The organism is Streptomyces sp. CA-278952 (genome assembly GCF_028747205.1).
Classification (GTDB): domain Bacteria; phylum Actinomycetota; class Actinomycetes; order Streptomycetales; family Streptomycetaceae; genus Streptomyces.
This window is the reverse complement of the sequence record NZ_CP112880.1, coordinates 1,262,820-1,278,940: the sequence shown is the minus strand read 5'-3', so window position 1 is coordinate 1,278,940 and position 16,121 is coordinate 1,262,820. Positions and strand designations below refer to the sequence as shown.

The 16,121-nt window shown below is 70.5% G+C and carries 16 protein-coding genes; 11 read left to right on the top strand and 5 right to left on the bottom strand.

The features are described from left to right. Positions 1-109 precede the first annotated feature (109 nt). The 4 genes from N7925_RS05625 to N7925_RS05610 form a co-directional block, all read right to left on the bottom strand. Positions 110-1,558, bottom strand: a complete 1,449-nt coding sequence (locus tag N7925_RS05625) for a cellulose binding domain-containing protein (RefSeq protein ID WP_274346399.1) — start codon at positions 1,556-1,558, stop codon at positions 110-112. 57 nt (positions 1,559-1,615) lie between these two features. After that, positions 1,616-3,244 carry a beta-N-acetylhexosaminidase gene (locus tag N7925_RS05620; RefSeq protein WP_274343230.1) on the bottom strand — a complete coding sequence of 543 codons (1,629 nt, stop codon included), beginning with the start codon at positions 3,242-3,244 and terminating at the stop codon, positions 1,616-1,618. Between the two features lie 84 nt (positions 3,245-3,328). After that, positions 3,329-4,174, bottom strand: coding sequence for a carbohydrate ABC transporter permease (locus tag N7925_RS05615; RefSeq protein ID WP_274343229.1), 846 nt, complete (start codon positions 4,172-4,174; stop codon positions 3,329-3,331). Next, entirely contained in the window at positions 4,171-5,154 is a 984-nt protein-coding gene (locus tag N7925_RS05610) for a carbohydrate ABC transporter permease (RefSeq protein ID WP_274343228.1), read from the bottom strand. Before N7925_RS05610 ends, N7925_RS05615 begins: the two co-directional genes overlap by 4 nt. Positions 5,155-5,169: 15 nt before the next feature. On the opposite strand from N7925_RS05610, the gene N7925_RS05605 reads away from it, so the two are divergent. After that, positions 5,170-5,295 carry a hypothetical protein gene (locus N7925_RS05605; protein WP_265598391.1) on the top strand — a complete coding sequence of 42 codons (126 nt, stop codon included), beginning with the start codon at positions 5,170-5,172 and terminating at the stop codon, positions 5,293-5,295. Here the strand turns inward: N7925_RS05605 and N7925_RS05600 are convergent. Then, positions 5,267-6,535, bottom strand: a complete 1,269-nt coding sequence (locus tag N7925_RS05600; RefSeq protein WP_274343227.1) for an extracellular solute-binding protein — start codon at positions 6,533-6,535, stop codon at positions 5,267-5,269. The genes N7925_RS05605 and N7925_RS05600 overlap by 29 nt on opposite strands. A 305-nt stretch (positions 6,536-6,840) precedes the next feature. Here N7925_RS05600 and N7925_RS05595 point away from each other — a divergent pair, with 305 nt between their 5' ends. The 10 genes from N7925_RS05595 (at position 6,841) to N7925_RS05550 (ending at position 16,121) form a co-directional block, all read left to right on the top strand. Further along, positions 6,841-7,680 (top strand): GntR family transcriptional regulator, encoded by an 840-nt coding sequence (locus N7925_RS05595; protein ID WP_274343226.1) that lies wholly within the window; start codon positions 6,841-6,843, stop codon positions 7,678-7,680. A gap of 234 nt (positions 7,681-7,914) precedes the next feature. Further along, on the top strand, positions 7,915-8,166 hold the full coding sequence (locus N7925_RS05590) for a hypothetical protein (RefSeq protein WP_265598389.1): 252 nt from the start codon (positions 7,915-7,917) through the stop codon (positions 8,164-8,166). Next, on the top strand, positions 8,163-8,600 hold the full coding sequence (locus N7925_RS05585) for a helix-turn-helix domain-containing protein (protein ID WP_416222872.1): 438 nt from the start codon (positions 8,163-8,165) through the stop codon (positions 8,598-8,600). The genes N7925_RS05590 and N7925_RS05585 overlap by 4 nt, the downstream gene beginning before the upstream one ends. 165 nt (positions 8,601-8,765) lie before the next feature. Continuing rightward, a complete protein-coding gene (gene uraD / locus N7925_RS05580) occupies positions 8,766-9,302 on the top strand; it encodes a 2-oxo-4-hydroxy-4-carboxy-5-ureidoimidazoline decarboxylase (RefSeq protein ID WP_265598388.1) in 537 nt (178 codons plus the stop codon). A gap of 20 nt (positions 9,303-9,322) precedes the next feature. Further along, on the top strand, positions 9,323-9,712 hold the full coding sequence (gene uraH / locus N7925_RS05575; RefSeq protein ID WP_257138021.1) for a hydroxyisourate hydrolase: 390 nt from the start codon (positions 9,323-9,325) through the stop codon (positions 9,710-9,712). Positions 9,713-9,719: 7 nt separating this feature from the next. Beyond that, on the top strand, positions 9,720-10,643 hold the full coding sequence (pucL, locus tag N7925_RS05570; protein WP_265598387.1) for a factor-independent urate hydroxylase: 924 nt from the start codon (positions 9,720-9,722) through the stop codon (positions 10,641-10,643). 68 nt (positions 10,644-10,711) lie between these two features. Then, positions 10,712-12,115, top strand: a complete 1,404-nt coding sequence (locus N7925_RS05565; RefSeq protein WP_274343225.1) for a nucleobase:cation symporter-2 family protein — start codon at positions 10,712-10,714, stop codon at positions 12,113-12,115. 45 nt (positions 12,116-12,160) lie between these two features. After that, complete coding sequence (locus N7925_RS05560; RefSeq protein WP_274343224.1) at positions 12,161-13,549, top strand: 8-oxoguanine deaminase; 1,389 nt, start codon at positions 12,161-12,163, stop codon at positions 13,547-13,549. Positions 13,550-13,887: 338 nt separating this feature from the next. Further along, entirely contained in the window at positions 13,888-15,345 is a 1,458-nt protein-coding gene (locus N7925_RS05555) for a nucleobase:cation symporter-2 family protein (RefSeq protein ID WP_265598384.1), read from the top strand. Between the two features lie 92 nt (positions 15,346-15,437). Further along, positions 15,438-16,121, top strand: coding sequence for an alpha/beta fold hydrolase (locus tag N7925_RS05550; protein WP_274343223.1), 684 nt, complete (start codon positions 15,438-15,440; stop codon positions 16,119-16,121).

The following is a 16,121-nucleotide window of genomic DNA, read 5'->3' as shown; positions in this document are numbered from 1 at the left end:
CCGGCGGTGTACGGAATCGGTGGCGCGAGTGCCTCCTGGCATACGAAAGCGGGGCGGGGGCCGCCCTCGACCCCCGCCCCGCCCGGCTCTCACGCCGTACGGACCCCCGCTATCCGGCCGGAACCGTGTCCTCGAAGCTCGTCCCCGCCCCGCGGTACGTCCCGACCATCGCGTTGACCTGTGCCGGGGTCAGCACCTGGTCCTTCACGTGCAGGACGTAGTCCACCTGCTGGTCGTAGGCGCGGGGCGTGGTGCTCGGCTGCCCCTGGAGGTCGATCAGCCACTGGTTGAAGTTGATCGACATAGGCCGCTCGGGCAGATAGGCCGCCCCGTGCGTCCCGAAGTGCTGGCCGTCGACGTAGTACGTGATCTGGTCGTCGTCGATGGTCACCACCAGGTCGTGCCAGCCCGCGTACGACTGCCGGACCTCGCTGTGCGCGTTGACCGCCTCCCACGGGTCGGGCCGGTAGGTCTCCCACGACGTGGTGTAGAGGATGTTCGCGGGCTCGCCCCAGCCGCCGTTGGGCAGATACTCGAAGTCGTACTCCGCGTAGTCGTCCGCCATCGGTGCCTTCAGGTCGTTGATCGTGAAGAACGTCTGCACGATCCGGTCGCCGTCCGGGCCCGAGCGCGGCGCGTCGCTGAACTTCACCCGGGACGCGTACGTCCCGTTCTTGAACTTCATCGACTTGGTCAGGATCTCGGTGTGCTTCGTCGACGCCCCCGTGCCGGCCGTCGAGGTCTCCAGGTTCATCACCGAGTTGCCGCTCTGCTCGGCGAAGGTGACGTTCTCAGGTGCCCACGTCGCGCCCGGCACGCCGGGACCGCCGGAGTTGGACCGTACGCTCCAGCCGTTCGCGTTGATCTTCGGGTCGGTGTGCGAGCTGTAGTCGAAGTCGTCGAACAGCGTCGGCGCGTCCCCCGGCGGGTCGGTGGGCGGGTCCGTGGGGTCCGGCGGGTCGGTCGGGCCGTTGCCCCCGGGCGCCTCGCCCCACACGGTCGCCCCGGAGACGTGGGCGGTCACCCTGGACCAGTCGCCGTACGCCGTCCTGTCCGCGCCGAAGGAGTAGTCGTCGGACTGGACGAGCGGGGCCCAGGAGCTCTGGTGGAAGCGCAGCTGCATGTCCCCGGTGTCCGCCCCCGGCGCCAGCGAACCGGCCCCGGCCGTGAAGCCGATCTCCAGATAGCGGTCCGCCGTGGCGGTCGGATGGGCGGGCGTCCCGAACGTACCGGTGATGTTCGCGCACCCCTTCACCGCCCAGGAGCAGGCGAACCGGTAGGCGGCGGACGCCGAGTCGGCCTTGAAGTAGTAGCGCACCTTGACGCTGCTCAGCGGTACGGAGGTGGAGCCGGCGTTACGCACCTTCAGCCACGGCTCGCTCTGGTCGGCGCTCGCGCCGGACGCGCTCGTACGGTACTGGACGACGATCCCGTCCGCCGCGGCGTTGGCCGAGGACGGCAGCGCGGCCAGACCGGTGGCGGCCAGGGCCACGGCGGCGGCCGAGGCGGCGGCGGTGCGCAGCCTGGACCCGCGCGGATTCCTGCGTGCTGTGGTCACTTTCCTGCGTGATGGGTTCACGGTGTGTTCCTCTCCGGAACGGTGGTGGGGGAGTGGCTACGAGTGGGGTCGCGCTGTTCCTGAGGACGGGGACGGGGACGGGGACGCGGACGTGTACGGGGCTGTCGCGAGCGACCGCGCGTCCAGCGGGCGGTAGGGGACGCCCAGGGCGTCCAGCCGGGCGGTGTGGTGACGCAGCCGCTCGACGAACCCCGGCCAGTCGCCGCGCCCGCCGGACCAGGACCGGTCGGCCAGCGCGCAGAGCCGGGGGTAGCTGAGGTACTCGATCTCCTCGGGGGTGCGGGCGTACTCGGTCCACAACTGCGCCTGCGTCCCGAGCACCCGCGTCCGGTCCGCCTTCGGCCAGTCCAGCGGCGCCGGTTCGTAACCGTGGACCGTGTGCAACGGGACCGGCGCCCCGGGCTGGGCGACCGGCTCGGACGGGTCGCCGGACTGGGCGTAGTCGAGGTAGGTCGCCCGGTGGTGCGCGGCGATCACCTGGTGGCCCCGGTGTGCGGCGGCCCGCGCGTGCGAGGAGTCGCGCCAGGTCATCACCGTGAATTCCGGGGGGAGTTCGGTGCCGTTCTCGACCCAGCCGAGCGGAATGCGGCCGCGCTCCACGAGGAACGCCCCGACCCGGCCCATGAACCAGCCGTGCAACGCCGCCGGGTCCGCGAGCCCCAGGGCCGCCGCGCGTTCCCGGGCGGCCGGGCTCTCCTCCCACTCGGTGGTGGGGCACTCCTCGCCCCCGATGTGGAGGTACGGAGACGGGAAGACGTCCATCACCTCCTCCAGCACGGCCCGGCAGAAGTCGAAGACCTCCTCGTGCACGCCGAGGATCGTGTCGCACACCCCCCAGCGGGTCCACACGTCCAGCTCACGCCCGGGGTGGTTGCCCAGCTCCGGGTAGGCGGCGAGCGCCGCCCGCGCATGGCCGGGCATCTCGATCTCCGGTACGACGGTGACCCCGCGCTCCGCCGCGTACCGCACCAGGCCTCGCAACTCCGCCTTGGTGTACGCCCCTTCGTGCGGCACCGCGTCGAAGTGCGCCCCGTCCGGACCGGTCGGGCCCTTCTGCGACCGGGCCCGCCGGGAGCCGACCGAGATCAGCCGGGGGTAGGCGTCGACCGGCATCCGCCAGCCCTGGTCGTCGGTGAGGTGGAGGTGCAGGACGTTCAGCTTGTGCAGCGCCAGCAGGTCCACGTACCGGCGCAGATAGCCGACCGGCTGGAAGCGCCGCGCCACGTCCAGCATCGCCCCGCGCCACGGCCGGTCGGGCACGTCGGTGATCTCGACGCACGGCAGCTCCCAGGACCCGGCCCCCGGCGCCCCGCCCGACAGGGCCTCGGCGGGCAGAAGCTGGCGGATGGTCTGGACGCCCCGGAGCAGCCCGGTGAGATGGGCGGCGCGCAGCTGGAGGGCCTGCCGGCCGACCGTCAGCCCGTACCCCTCCTCGCCGAGGCCGCCGAGCCGGTCGTCCAGGGCGAGGACGACCCGGCCGTCCGACGCCGGGGCCAGGGGGAGCCCGGCCGCGCGGCCGACCAGGGAGCGCAGCAGGTCCGCCGCCGGTTCCGCGCCCGGCAGCGCCCGGACGGTGGTGTCCCGGTCGAGGGTGAGCCGGCCGCCGAGCGAGGAGACCTTGGTGGGCCGGGGAAGGAGGGCGAGGTCGGGGCGCGATGCGGGCACGGCGGTCTCCGGATTCGGTTCGCGGGCGGGCGGGTGGAGGGCGGACGGGAGGACGAACGGGCACGGGCGGGCGTCTTCCGCTGCTCAGCCCTTGACGGCGCCGGCGGCGAATCCGGACGTGACATGGCGCTGGAGCAGCAGGAAGATCACCAGGGCGGGCAGCGCGAAGAGGGTGGAGGCGGCCATCGTGGCGCCCCAGTCGGTACCGAAGGTGTTCTGGAAGGACGACAGCCACACCGGCAGCGTCCGGTTGTCCTGCTGCTTGATGATCAGGAAGTTGGCGTAGGCGAACTCGTTCCAGGCGGTGATGAAGCCGAACAGCGAGGTCGCCATGAGCCCCGGCGTCAGCAGCGGCATCGCCACCCGCCAGAACGCCCCGGTCCGCGTACACCCGTCGACCCGCGCGGCCTCCTCCAGCTCCGGGGGGATCGTCCCGATGAAGCCGCGCAGCACCACGACGGTGAACGGCAGCGTGATCATGAAGTAGATCAACGTCAGGGTCGGCAGCCGGTCGAGCATGTCGGTGTCCCGGGAGATGATGTAGACCGGGATGATCAGCGACTCCCAGGGCGCCATCTGCGCGATGAAGATCATCAGCATGAACTGCCGTCGGCCCTTCCACCGCATCCGCGCGACGGCGTACGCCGCGCCCAGCGCCACCAGCAGCGCCAGCAGCACCGCCCCCAGCGTGACCAGGATGCTGTTGCGCCAGAACAGGGCGAAGCCGTCGGCCTCCACCGCCCGTCGGAAGTGGTCGAGCGTCCAGGTGTGCGGGAAGAGCTGCGGGTCGGCGGACTGGATGTCCTTGGACGGCTTGAAGGCCGTGGAGACCATCCAGTAGACGGGGAAGAGGCAGACGACGACGGTCACGGCGGCGGCGACGTTCAGCGGAAGGCGCCGGAGCCGAGGGCGTACGACAGGTGAGTTCATCGGGTCTCGTCCTCCTGGCGGAGCATCTGGCGGAAGTACAGGACGAGCACCCCGGACATCAGGACCACGGTGACCATCGAGGCCGCGGAGCCCAGGTCGTACCGCTGACTGGAGAGCGCCGTCTGGACCGCGTAGACGGGCAGGATCGTCGTGGCGTCACCCGGGCCGCCCCGCGTCATCACCCAGATCTGGACGAACGCCTTGAAGGTCCAGATCACCTCCAGCGAGACGACCAGCAGGAAGATCGGCCGCAGCATCGGGAAGGTGACCGAACGGAAGATCCGCGCCGCGCCCGCCCCGTCCAGCCGCGCCGACTCGTACAGCTCCAGGGGCACGGTGGTCAGCGCCGAGTACAGGGTGACCGCGGCGAACGGCACCGACTGCCAGACGATGAGCGTCACCAGGATCGCGAAGGCGGCTGTGCCGTTCGCGAACCACGGATAGCGGTCGAAGGACTCGAAGCCGAGCGAGGTCAGCGACTGGTTGACGATGCCGAACTCCGAGTGGAACAGCCACTGGAAGACCGTGGTCGCCGCCACCACCGGCATCGCCCAGGCCAGCACCAGCGAACACAGCACCACCGTCCGCCCGATCCGGCCCAGCCGCTCCACCATCAGGGCGACCAGGGTGGCGATCACCATGATCAGGACGACGTTGACCGCCATGAAGAGGAAGGTACGGCGCACCACCTCCCAGAACCGGGGGTCCGCCAACAGCGTCCGGTAGTTCCGCAACCCGACGAACTCCGCGTCGCCGGTGATCAGTTGGCGGAGCCGGAAGTCCTGGAACGAGATCAGGACGGCCCGCACCAGCGGGTAGACCAGCAGATACAGCATGCCGCCGACGGCGGGGGCGATCAGGGCGTACGGCCAGCGGCTCTGCGCCCTGGCCCGCGGGGGCGGGTTCTTGCGCCCGGCGAGGAGCGGGACGGGACGCCGCCGGGGTGTGCGGGGTGCGGTCCGTTGGTCGACGACCGGCACGGTACGCCTCCTTCCGTGCTGCTGTGGTGGCTCGTGCTGCTGGAGTGGCTCGTGCTGCCGTGGTGGCTCGTACTGCTCTGGTGGCTCGTGCTGCCGTGGTGGCGGATCGAGGTCAGGAGCCGGCGTTCATGGCCCGGGTGATGTCCGCCGAGGCCTTCGCCGCCTCCTTCGCCGGATCGCCCCCGGTGAGCACGGCCGTCATGTAGTCCTTGATCGGGTTCTCGGCCTCGACCGCGGCCCAGCCCGGGGTGTTCGGCGTCGCGTGCCCGTTGGCCGCGCCGACCGCCATCGCGGCGGCACCCGGGTCGTCGGCCACGGCGGAGGCCAGGGTGGTCCGGTTCGGCACGTAGCTCATGGCGACGGCGAGCTTCTTCTGCCAGGTGTCCCCGGTCAGCTCCTTGATGAAGGCGACCGCCTCGTCGGGGTGGGCCGCCGCGGCCGGCACGACCAGGTCGGAGCCGCCGGTGAAGACCGCGCCCGGGGCGTCCGCCGTCTTGCCCGGGATCGGGAAGAAGGCGAGCTTGCCCGCCAGTGCGGGGTTCTGCTCCGCGATGACCTTGGCCCCGCCGGGGGTCTGGATGACCTGCGCCACCTGCCCCTGGGCCATCACCTCGGCCTGCGGCGGGTCGTCCTCGTCGGAGTCCTTGGGGCCCTTGCCGAGCGCCTGGAGCTCCTTGTAGAAGGCCATGCCGCGCAGCGCCTCGGGGGTGTCCAGCGCGCCGGACCACTTCCCGTCGGACTCCGCGGCGAGGTCGCCGCCCTCGTCCCAGATGAACCCCGCCAGCGCGTACCACAGCTGTCCGGGCAGGTAGATGCCCTGCGTGCCGCCCTTGTTGAGCTTGGTGGTGGCGTCGATCCACTGCTCACGGGTCTTGATCGCCGTCGCGTCGACGCCCGCCTTCTCGAAGAGGTCGGTGCGGTAGACGACCACCCGGTTGGCCGCGTAGTACGGGATGCCGTACTGCTTGCCCTCGTAGGATCCCGGCTCGGCCAGGCCGCTCAGCCAGTCCCCGCCGTTCAGCTCCTCGGTGCGGTCGCTGAGGTCGAGCAGTCCGCCGCTCTCCGCGAACTGCGCCACCTGGGTGTTGCCCGCCTCGATGACGTCCGGAGCGTCGTTGCTGGCCAGGGCGGCGGTGATCTTCTCGCCGATCCCGTCCCACTCCTGGATCTGGATCTTCACGTCGATCGTGGGGTGGCGCTTCTCGAAGTCCGCGGCGAACTCCTTCTGGAACCCGTCCGAGACGCTGTCGCGCATCAGCCAGACGTCCACCGCCGTCCGGCCGCCCCCGTTGCCGGAGTCCGTTCCGGACGACGAACTACAGGCACTGAGCGCGGCGGTCAGGACGAGCACGGACCCACCGGCGAGCAAGCGGTACTTCATGGTTCACCTCGGAAGCAGAACGATGCGACTGACCTGACCTGACCTGAACTTCACCTGATCTGAAATCCACCTGACCACCTGACCAGTTGGGTTCACTGGACAGCTCACCTCTCGATGGGGGTTGAAGGTGGCATGGACCAATGGGGCCGTCAACCCCTCGCGTAGAGAGGGGATTTGATGGTCTGCGTGTAGCCATGCCGCTGATGACGCTTGCGGATGGCGTTACACTTCGCCTGACCAGCAAGCCAGTTACGCCGCACTGGTCGACAACTGGTAAGAGGTTCGACCCGTCGGGAGGGGAACACGTGGACGCGGATGTGCCGGGGACGGTGCTCAAGCGGGAGCGGACCCGCGATGCCGTGCTGGAGCTGATCGAGTCGCGCAGCCCCGGTGACGCCATCCCCTCGGAGCGCGCCCTGTGCGCCCTGCTCGGCGTATCGCGGCCCACCGTGCGCGCGGCGGCCGACGAGCTGGTCGCCGCCGGGCTTCTGGTGCGCGAGCATGGCCGGGGCATGTTCGTCGCCCCCGCCAAGATCACCCAGGAACTGGTCGCCGGGGACCGGGCGCTGGGCGTGCCGCAGGCGGCGGGCGCCTGGTCGAGCCGGCTGCTGGAGTTCACCACCCTCCAGGCGGGGGCCCGCGTCGGCCGCAAGCTGCGGATGTCGCCCGCCGCCGAGATCGTGTACGTGGCGCGGCTGCGGCTGGTCGACGGTGTGCCGATGGCCATCGAGCACCTGCACATCCGGGCCGAGCTGGTGCCGGGCCTCAGCGCGCGGGAGCTGGAGAGCGGCGACCTGTACGAGCATCTGCGCTCCACGCACGGGGTGCACGTCCACGAGGCGGTCCAGGCCATCGAGCCCACCGTCGTCACCCGCGCCGAGGCCGGGCTCCTCGACGTGCCGGAGCTGTCGCCGGCGCTGCTCTTCGAGCGGCTGACCTCCGACACGGCGGGCCGCCCCGTGGAGTACGTCCACTCGCTCTACCGGGGCGACCGCTACCGGATCGTCTCCCGGCTCGCGCTCGGCCCGGCGGCCGAGGTCGCCCCCGACCGGGAGGGGCACCATCCGGGCATCCCGCCCGGCGACTTCGCCCACGGCGACGCCATCGCCTCCTCGACCAGGGGGGACATTCAGACGGGCGGCTGACCGCCCCCGTCCGAGCTCCCGCCCCGACCGCCCCGGCCACGGTGGCCGTTCCTCCCCCGCGCCCGCCTCGCCAGCCGCCGCGGTCTTCCGGCTCCGGTCGCGGTCTGCGTCCTGCCGCTTCCGTAACCGCCGCGTTCGGGCCCCGCGCGCACCGGAGCGGGCCCCGTCCAGCGGTTACAGTCGTGGCCGAGCCGCGGGAGCCCGCACCCGGGGCGAGGACATCATGGAGGCACAGTGCGCTTGAGGGTGGAATTCACCACCGAGCCGTTCGATCTCGACGAGGCGCCCGCCCACGCGGTGGTCGCCCGTGAGGTGATCCAGGGCGCCGGGCTCGACGCCGTGGACGTCGGCCCCTTCGGCAACACCGCGGAAGGGGGCGCGGACGAGGTGCTCACCGCCGTGGACTCCCTGCTGCGGCGGGCCCTGGCCTCGGGCGCCACCCGGGTCTCGCTCCAGGTGAACGTGATCGAGGGGGACGCGGCGTGACCGAATCCGTCGATCACCCCCCGGCCGCCGCCGACACCTCCGCCGCGTCCGATAACCCTTCGGCAACGCTCGACCATCCGCTGGTCTCCGCGGTCAAGCCGCTCGTCGACGCGATGGGCGCGGAGCTGCTGGGTCCGGATCAGGCCCAACCGGACGACGTCGTGCTCGCCTGGGAGGGCCAGGACGTCATAGCCGTACGCCTTCCTCAGCTCTCCGACTCGCTCGACCACATCCTCGCCGCGATGGAACGACGGCACGGGATGCCGCTCGCCGACCTGGACCGCAAGGCCAAGCAGAGCGTCGTCCGGGCGCTGGAGGCACGCGGTGCCTTCTCCGTGCGGCACGGGGTGGAGACGGTGGCCGGCGCCCTGGGCGTCTCCAGGTTCACCGTTTACAACTACCTGAACCGGGAACATGCGGCCAAGGGTGAGTAGTTGGCCGAACACACCGAAGACGCAGAAAAAGCCGCCGTCCGTATGCCGGGACGGCGGCTTTCTTCGTTCGCGAGATTTCAACAAAGTGTTGACGTCGTGTTGTGGAGGGCGTTAGCTATCCGCAGCCCGAACAACGCACAGCGAAAAACAGCCACGGAGGCTCCCGTGACTTCGAGCTCCACACCGGGCCTCACCCGGTTCAACACCCTGGCGGACGGCGAGGCCACTCCCGCACTGCACGAGGTGTGTGCCAGTGCGACCTGGGGAAACACCATCCTCGCCGGGCGCCCGTACGCCACCGAAGAAGCCCTGCTCTCCGCGAGCGACGCCGCCATGGCGAAGCTCACCGCGGAGGACCTGGCCGAAGCGATGGCGGGCCACCCGCCGATCGGCCGCCCGAAGCCCGGCGACCCGACCTCCTCCCGTGAGCAGCGGGGGATGGCCGGCGCCTCCGAGGAGCTCAAGACCGAGATGCTCGAACTGAACCTGGCCTACCAGGAGCGGTTCGGACATGTCTTCCTGATCTGCGCCACCGGCGCCACCGGTGAGCAGATGCGCGACGCGGTGAAGTCCCGGATCGGAAACTCGCCCGAGCAGGAGCAGGAGATCGTGCGCACCGAACTGGGCAAGATCAACCGCATCCGGCTGACCCGTCTCGTGACGGAGACCCTCGCAGAGGGCACTTCCGCACAGGACTCTTGAGATCTAGGAGAGTGACGGTCTTGAGTACCGACACGACCGCATCGGTGTCCACCCACATCCTGGACACCAGTATCGGCCGCCCCGCCGCGTCCGTCGCCGTCTCGCTCGCCGCCCGCAGCGGAAGCGACGCGCCGTACGTGACGCTCGGAGCGTCCGCGACCGATGCGGACGGGCGTTGCAAGGACCTCCCGGCACTGCCGGAGGGAACAAGCCATGTGCGTCTCGCATTCGACACCGAGGCGTATTTTTCCAAGAAGCAAGCCGAGGCGCAGCAGGACGCCCCCCGCGTAAGGGACAGCGGCGCGTTCTTCCCGGAGGTGACCATCGCGTTCGCGGTCGCCCCGGGCGAGCACTATCACGTACCGCTGCTGCTCAACCCGTTCGGCTACTCCGTTTACCGAGGGAGCTAGCACCGACATGCCCACGATTCTCGGCCAGAACCAGTACGGCAAAGCAGAGAACCGCGTCGTCAAGATCGTGCGGGACGGCGACACCCACCACATCAAGGACCTGAACGTCTCGGTCGCCCTCTCGGGCGACATGGACGACGTCCACTACTCCGGCTCCAACGCCAACGTCCTGCCGACCGACACCACCAAGAACACGGTGTTCGCGTTCGCCAAGGAGCACGGGATCGAGTCCGCCGAGCAGTTCGGCATCCACCTCGCCCGGCACTTCGTCTCCTCCCAGGAGCCGATCCACCGCGCCCGGATCCGGATCGAGGAGTACAGCTGGGAGCGCATCGCGACCTCCGACGGCAACTCCCGCTTCATCGGCGCCGACGAGGTCAGGCACTCCTTCGTCCGCAAGGGCCAGGAGACCCGCGTCTCCCAGATCACCTACGACGGCGACAACTGGGAGGTCATCTCGGGCCTCAAGGACCTGACCGTGATGAACTCGACCAACTCCGAGTTCTGGGGCTACGTCAAGGACCGGTACACGACGCTGAAGGAGGCGTACGACCGCATCCTCGCGACGGACGTCTCCGCCCGCTGGCGCTACAACTGGACCAGCGACGAGCAGCGGATGCCGAACTGGGAGAAGTCCTACGAGCAGGCGCGCAAGCACATGCTCCACGCCTTCGCCGAGACGTACTCCCTCTCGCTCCAGCAGACCCTGTACCAGATGGGTTCGCGCATCATCAACAGCCGCAGCGAGATCGACGAGATCCGGTTCTCGCTGCCGAACAACCACCACTTCCTGGTGGACCTCGAACCGTTCGGCCTCAAGAACGACAATGAGGTCTACTTCGCGGCGGACCGTCCCTACGGTCTGATCGAGGCCACCGTGCTCCGGGACGGCGTCGAGCCGAAGATCCCGGTCGACATGACCAACCTCTGACGCGGCACTGAACCCGCCTCCGCCCGCGCAACGACGGGCGGAGGCCGGTCATCCCGGAGGGAACCCCCATGGCACAGCCTGCAACGAGGCCGGCAGAAGGCCCAGGCACAACCTCACCGACCACCGCTGTCGACAAGGCAGTTCACCCGGTCGACGAGAAGCTTCCTCCCGCGCGGCTCGTCCCCGCCGCGCTCCAGCACATCGCCGCCATGTACGCGGGCGTCGTCACCCCTCCGCTGATCATCGGCCAGGCCGTCGGCCTCGACACCGCCGGGATGACCCGGCTCATCGCGGCGAGCCTCCTGATCGCCGGGCTCGCCACCATCCTGCAGACCGTCGGTCTCGGCCGTTTCGCCGGCAACCGGCTGCCCTTCGTCAACGCCGCCTCCTCCGCCGGGATCGCGCCGATGCTCGCCATCGCCGAGACCAGCGCACCCGGTCACCAACTCCCCTCGATCTACGGGGCGGTGCTCGTCGCGGGAGTCTTCTGCCTGGCCGTCGGCCCCTTCTTCGGCAGACTGCTGCGCTTCTTCCCGCCGCTCGTCACCGGCGTGGTCATCACCCTCATCGGCGTCACCCTGATGCCGGTCCCGGTCGCCTGGGCGCAGGGCGGAGACGCCACCGCCGCCGACTTCGGCGCCATGAAGTACCTGGCGCTGGCCGCCTTCACGCTCGTCGTCATCCTGCTCATCCAGCGCTTCGGCCGCGGCTTCCTCAAGCAAGTGGCCCTGCTGATGGGCATGTTCGTCGGCACGCTGGCCGCTATCCCGTTCGGACTCGCCGACTTCTCCGCGCTGAAGTCCGCACCACTAGCCGCCCTGCCGACCCCCTTCGCCTTCGGCGCGCCGGAGTTCCAGCCCGCCGCGATCCTGTCGCTCTGCATCGTCATGCTCGTCCTGATGACGGAGTCCTCCGCCGGGATGCTCGCCCTCGGCGAGATCTGCGACCGCCGCACCGACGGCCGCACGATCACCCGGGGCCTGCGTACGGACGGCATCGCCACCCTCCTCGGCCCGGTCTTCGGCGGATTTCCCACCAGCGCCTTCGCCCAGAACGTCGGCGTCGTCTCCCTGACCCGCGTACGCAGCCGGTACGTCGTCGCGGCCGCCGGCGGAGCGCTCCTGGTCCTCGGCGCCTTCCCGGTCCTCGGCGCGGTCGTCTCGCTCGTCCCGATGCCCGTCCTCGGCGGCGCCGGCATCGTCCTCTTCGGCTCCATCGCGGTCAGCGGCATCCGTACGCTCTCCGAGGCGGGCCTGGACGACAGCTCCAACATCATCCTGGTCGCCGTCGCGCTCGGCGCGGGCATCATCCCGCTCGCCGCGCCGACCTTCTACGCCGGATTCCCGGCCTGGGCGCAGACCGTCCTCGGCTCCGGGATCAGCGCGGGAGCACTGGTCGCGGTCGTGCTCAATCTGTTCTTCCACCATCTCGGCACCCACAGCCGCACCGCTGTGGCACTCAAATCCTCCTAGGGTCCTGCCGTGCCCACATCGCCACAGAGAGAAGAAGGAAGCGCCATGGCAGCTTCGGCAGACCCTCAGCGCATCGTCATCGAGAACTGTTCGATCGCCACCGTCGACGCCCACGACACGGAGTACGCGTCCGGGTACATCGTCGTGGCGGGCAACCGCATCGAGTCCATCGGCGCCGGCAAGGCTCCGGAGGGCCTCGCCGGAGTCGTCCGGCGGATCGACGGCACCGGACACCTCGCGACCCCCGGCCTGGTCAACACGCACCACCACTTCTACCAGTGGATCACCCGGGGCCTGGCCACCGACCACAACCTCTTCAACTGGCTGGTCGCCCTCTACCCGACCTGGGCGCGCATCGACGAGCCGATGGCCCGCGCCGCCGCGCAGGGCTCGCTCGCCATGATGGCCCGCGGCGGCGTCACCACCGCCATGGACCACCACTACGTCTTCCCGAAGGGCTCCGGCGACCTCTCCGGCGCGATCATCGGCGCCGCCCGCGAGATGGGCGTGCGGTTCACCCTCGCCCGGGGCTCCATGGACCGCAGCGAGAAGGACGGCGGCCTGCCCCCGGACTTCGCCGTCGAGACCTTGGAAGGCGCCCTCGCCGCCACCGAGGCGACGGTCGACGCCCACCACGACGCCTCCTTCGACGCCATGACCCAGGTCGCCGTCGCGCCCTGCTCGCCGTTCTCCGTCTCCACCGAACTGATGCGTCAGGGTGCCGAGTTGGCCCGCCGCAAGGGCGTACGGCTGCACACCCACGGTTCGGAGACCGTCGAGGAGGAGCAGTTCTGCAAGGAGCTGTTCGGGATGGGCCCGACCGAGTACTTCGAGTCGACCGGCTGGCTCGGCGAGGACGTGTGGATGGCCCACTGCGTCCACATGAACGACTCGGACATCGCCGCCTTCGCCCGTACGGGAACCGGCGTCGCCCACTGCCCGTCCTCCAACGCGCGCCTCGCCGCGGGCATCGCCCGGGTCCCCGACATGCTCGCCGCCGGCGTCCCCGTCGGCCTCGGCGTGGACGGCACCGCCTCCAACGAGTCCGGCGAACTCCACACCGAGCTGCGCAACGCGCTCCTCATCAACCGCCTCGGCGCCCACCGCGAAACCGCCCTGAACGCCCGTCAGGCCCTGCGCCTCGGGACCTTCGGCGGGGCCCGAGTACTGGGCCGCGCCGACCAGATCGGCTCCCTGGAGGCCGGCAAGCTCGCCGACCTCGTCCTGTGGAAGCTGGACACCCTGGCCCACTCCTCGATCGCCGACCCGGTGACCGCGCTCATCTTCGGCGCGGCCGCCCCGGTGACCCTGTCCCTCGTCGACGGCAAGCCGGTCGTCGAGGGCAACCACCTCACCACGGTGGACGAGGACGCCATCGCCCGCGTCACCCGCGACGAGGCACGCCGCCTCGCGCAGATCGCCGCCGGAGCCTGATTCCGAGCGGTACCCGCCGGAGTCCGACTCCGTGCGGCATCCCCGCGGAGCCCGGCTCCGCGCGGTATCCCCGACCGGCCGGTCGAGGGGGACGGCCCGAGACCGGCCGCCGTGGACCCGAGCGGGGTCCACGGCAGCCGGTCCGGCGGGCGCGCGCATGGTGCGCGCCCGCCGGACCGGTGATGAACGCTGCCCGCACACCCCCCCCGTGCGCGCCCATCCGCACCCCCCTCTGCACGACCTGCACCACCTGAGAGAGCCGCACAGCCGCACCACTTACGCACCACCTCCCTGAATCCCACGTCGCCGACGACGTGTAACCGACCGGAGGAACCGCCGTGGCCGCCAAGCCCAGGTTTCGCAAAGACGCAGATGCAGCCGCCCCCGACACGACGGCCGACAACGCCGCGGAAGCGGGGGGCGACCGGAAACACCCGGTCGACGAGACCCTCCCCCCTCTGAAGATGTTCACCAGCGGCCTCCAGCACGTGGCCGCCATGTACGCGGGCGTGGTGGCCCCGCCGCTCATCGTGGGGCCCGCCGTCGGCCTCACCGCCAAGGAGACCGCCTTCCTGATGGGGGCGAGCCTCTTCACCGCGGGGATCGCCACCCTGCTCCAGACCATCGGCTTCTGGAAGGTCGGCGCCCGGCTGCCCTTCGTCAACGGCGTCTCGTTCGCCGGGGTCGCCCCGATGATCGCGATAGGCAAGGACCGGGGACACGACGGGATAGCCGTCATCTTCGGCGCGATCATCGTCGCGAGTCTTCTCGGGTTCGTCCTCGCCCCGTACTTCTGCAAACTGGTGCGCTTCTTCCCACCCGTCGTCACCGGCACCGTGATCACCCTGATCGGCGTCTCGCTCCTCCCGGTCGCCTTCAACTGGTCGCAGGGCGGCAACGCCACGGCCGACGACTACGGTTCGATGACCAACATCACCATGGCCGCCGTGACCCTGGTCGTCGTGCTGGCCCTGCGCAAGCTCCTGCGCGGCTTCCTCCAGCAGATCGCGATCCTGCTCGGTCTCGTCATCGGCACCCTGATCGCCATCCCGGCCGGCATCACCGACTTCGGCGCCATCAAGGAAGCCGACGTGGTCGGCTTCCCGACGCCGTTCGCCTTCGGCGCACCGCAGTTCGAGATCGCCGCCATCATCTCCATGTGCATCGTGATGCTGGTCTGCATGACCGAGTCCACCGCGGACATGCTGGCCCTCGGCAAGATCGTCGGCCGCCCGGCCGACGAGAAGATCATCGAGGGCGGTCTGCGCGCCGACACCCTCGGCAGCGCCATCAGCCCGCTCTTCAACGGGTTCATGTGCAGCGCCTTCGCCCAGAACGTCGGCCTCGTCGCCATGACGAAGATCCGCAGTCGCTTCGTCGTCGCCGCGGGGGGCGGCATCCTCATCGTGCTCGGCCTGGTTCCCATCGCGGCCTCCGTCATCGCCCTCGTACCGCTGCCGGTGCTCGGCGGCGCGGGCATCGTCCTCTTCGGCACGGTCGCGGCCAGCGGCATCCAGACCCTGGCCACCGCGGCCATGGAGAAGGGCGAGAACGCGCTGATCGTGGCGGCGGCCCTCGGCATCGGGCTGATCCCGATTGCGGCGCCGCAGTTCTACCACGCCTTCCCGGAGAGTCTGCTGGTCGTCCTCGACTCGGGCATCTCCACCGGCTGTGTGGTGGCGATCGTGCTGAACCTCGCCTTCAACCACCTGGGCCGCAAGGCCGACACGGCGGACGAGGAGCAGGCACCGGGCGAGCACGTGGTGCCGGCCGCGGCCGGGGTCGGCGTCCACTGACCCCTGCGGATCGTGACCGGAGCATCCGGGGGCCCCGTGCGACGCGGGGCCCCGTCGGCCGTCCGGCGTCCGTCGGCTGTAGCGTCAGGGGCATGGAAGATCAGTCTGTTGTGGATGTCGGCGATGTGCGCCTCGCGTACCGGACCTGGGGCGACGCGTTCGGCTCGCCCGTCGTGCTGCTGCACGGCCTCGGCGGTTCGGCCGCGAACTGGGAGGCGGCCGGCCCCCTGCTGGGCCAGGAGTGGCGGGTCTTCGCCCTGGACCTGCGCGGCCACGGCGAGAGCGACTGGCCCGACGACTACGCCCTGGAGCTGATGGCCGAGGACGTCGTGGGCTTCCTCGACGAGCTGGAACTGCACCGCGTCGGACTCGTCGGCCACGGCATGGGCGGGGTCGTCGCCCGGCTGGTGGCGCAGGAGCACTCCGACCGCGTGGAGCGGCTGGTGCTGGTGGAGACCCCGGCCCCGTTCCCCGGCGACCCGGGCCCGGCGGGCCGGGGCGAGGGCCCGGTGGACTACGACGAGAACGCGGTGCCCGCCGTACGCGACCAGCTCGCCGACCCCGGCCCGGACGCCGACGAGGCCCTCGGCGACATCGTCTCCCCGACGCTGATCATCACCGGCGGCCCGGAGAGCAGGATGGAACAGCACCGCCAGGCCGACGTGGCCTCCCTGATCCCGGACTGCCGGCTGATCACGGTCCCGGGCGGACACCGCATGCACGAGACCCGGGCGGACCAGGTGGCCGGGCACATCACGGAGTTCTTCACCAGCTGA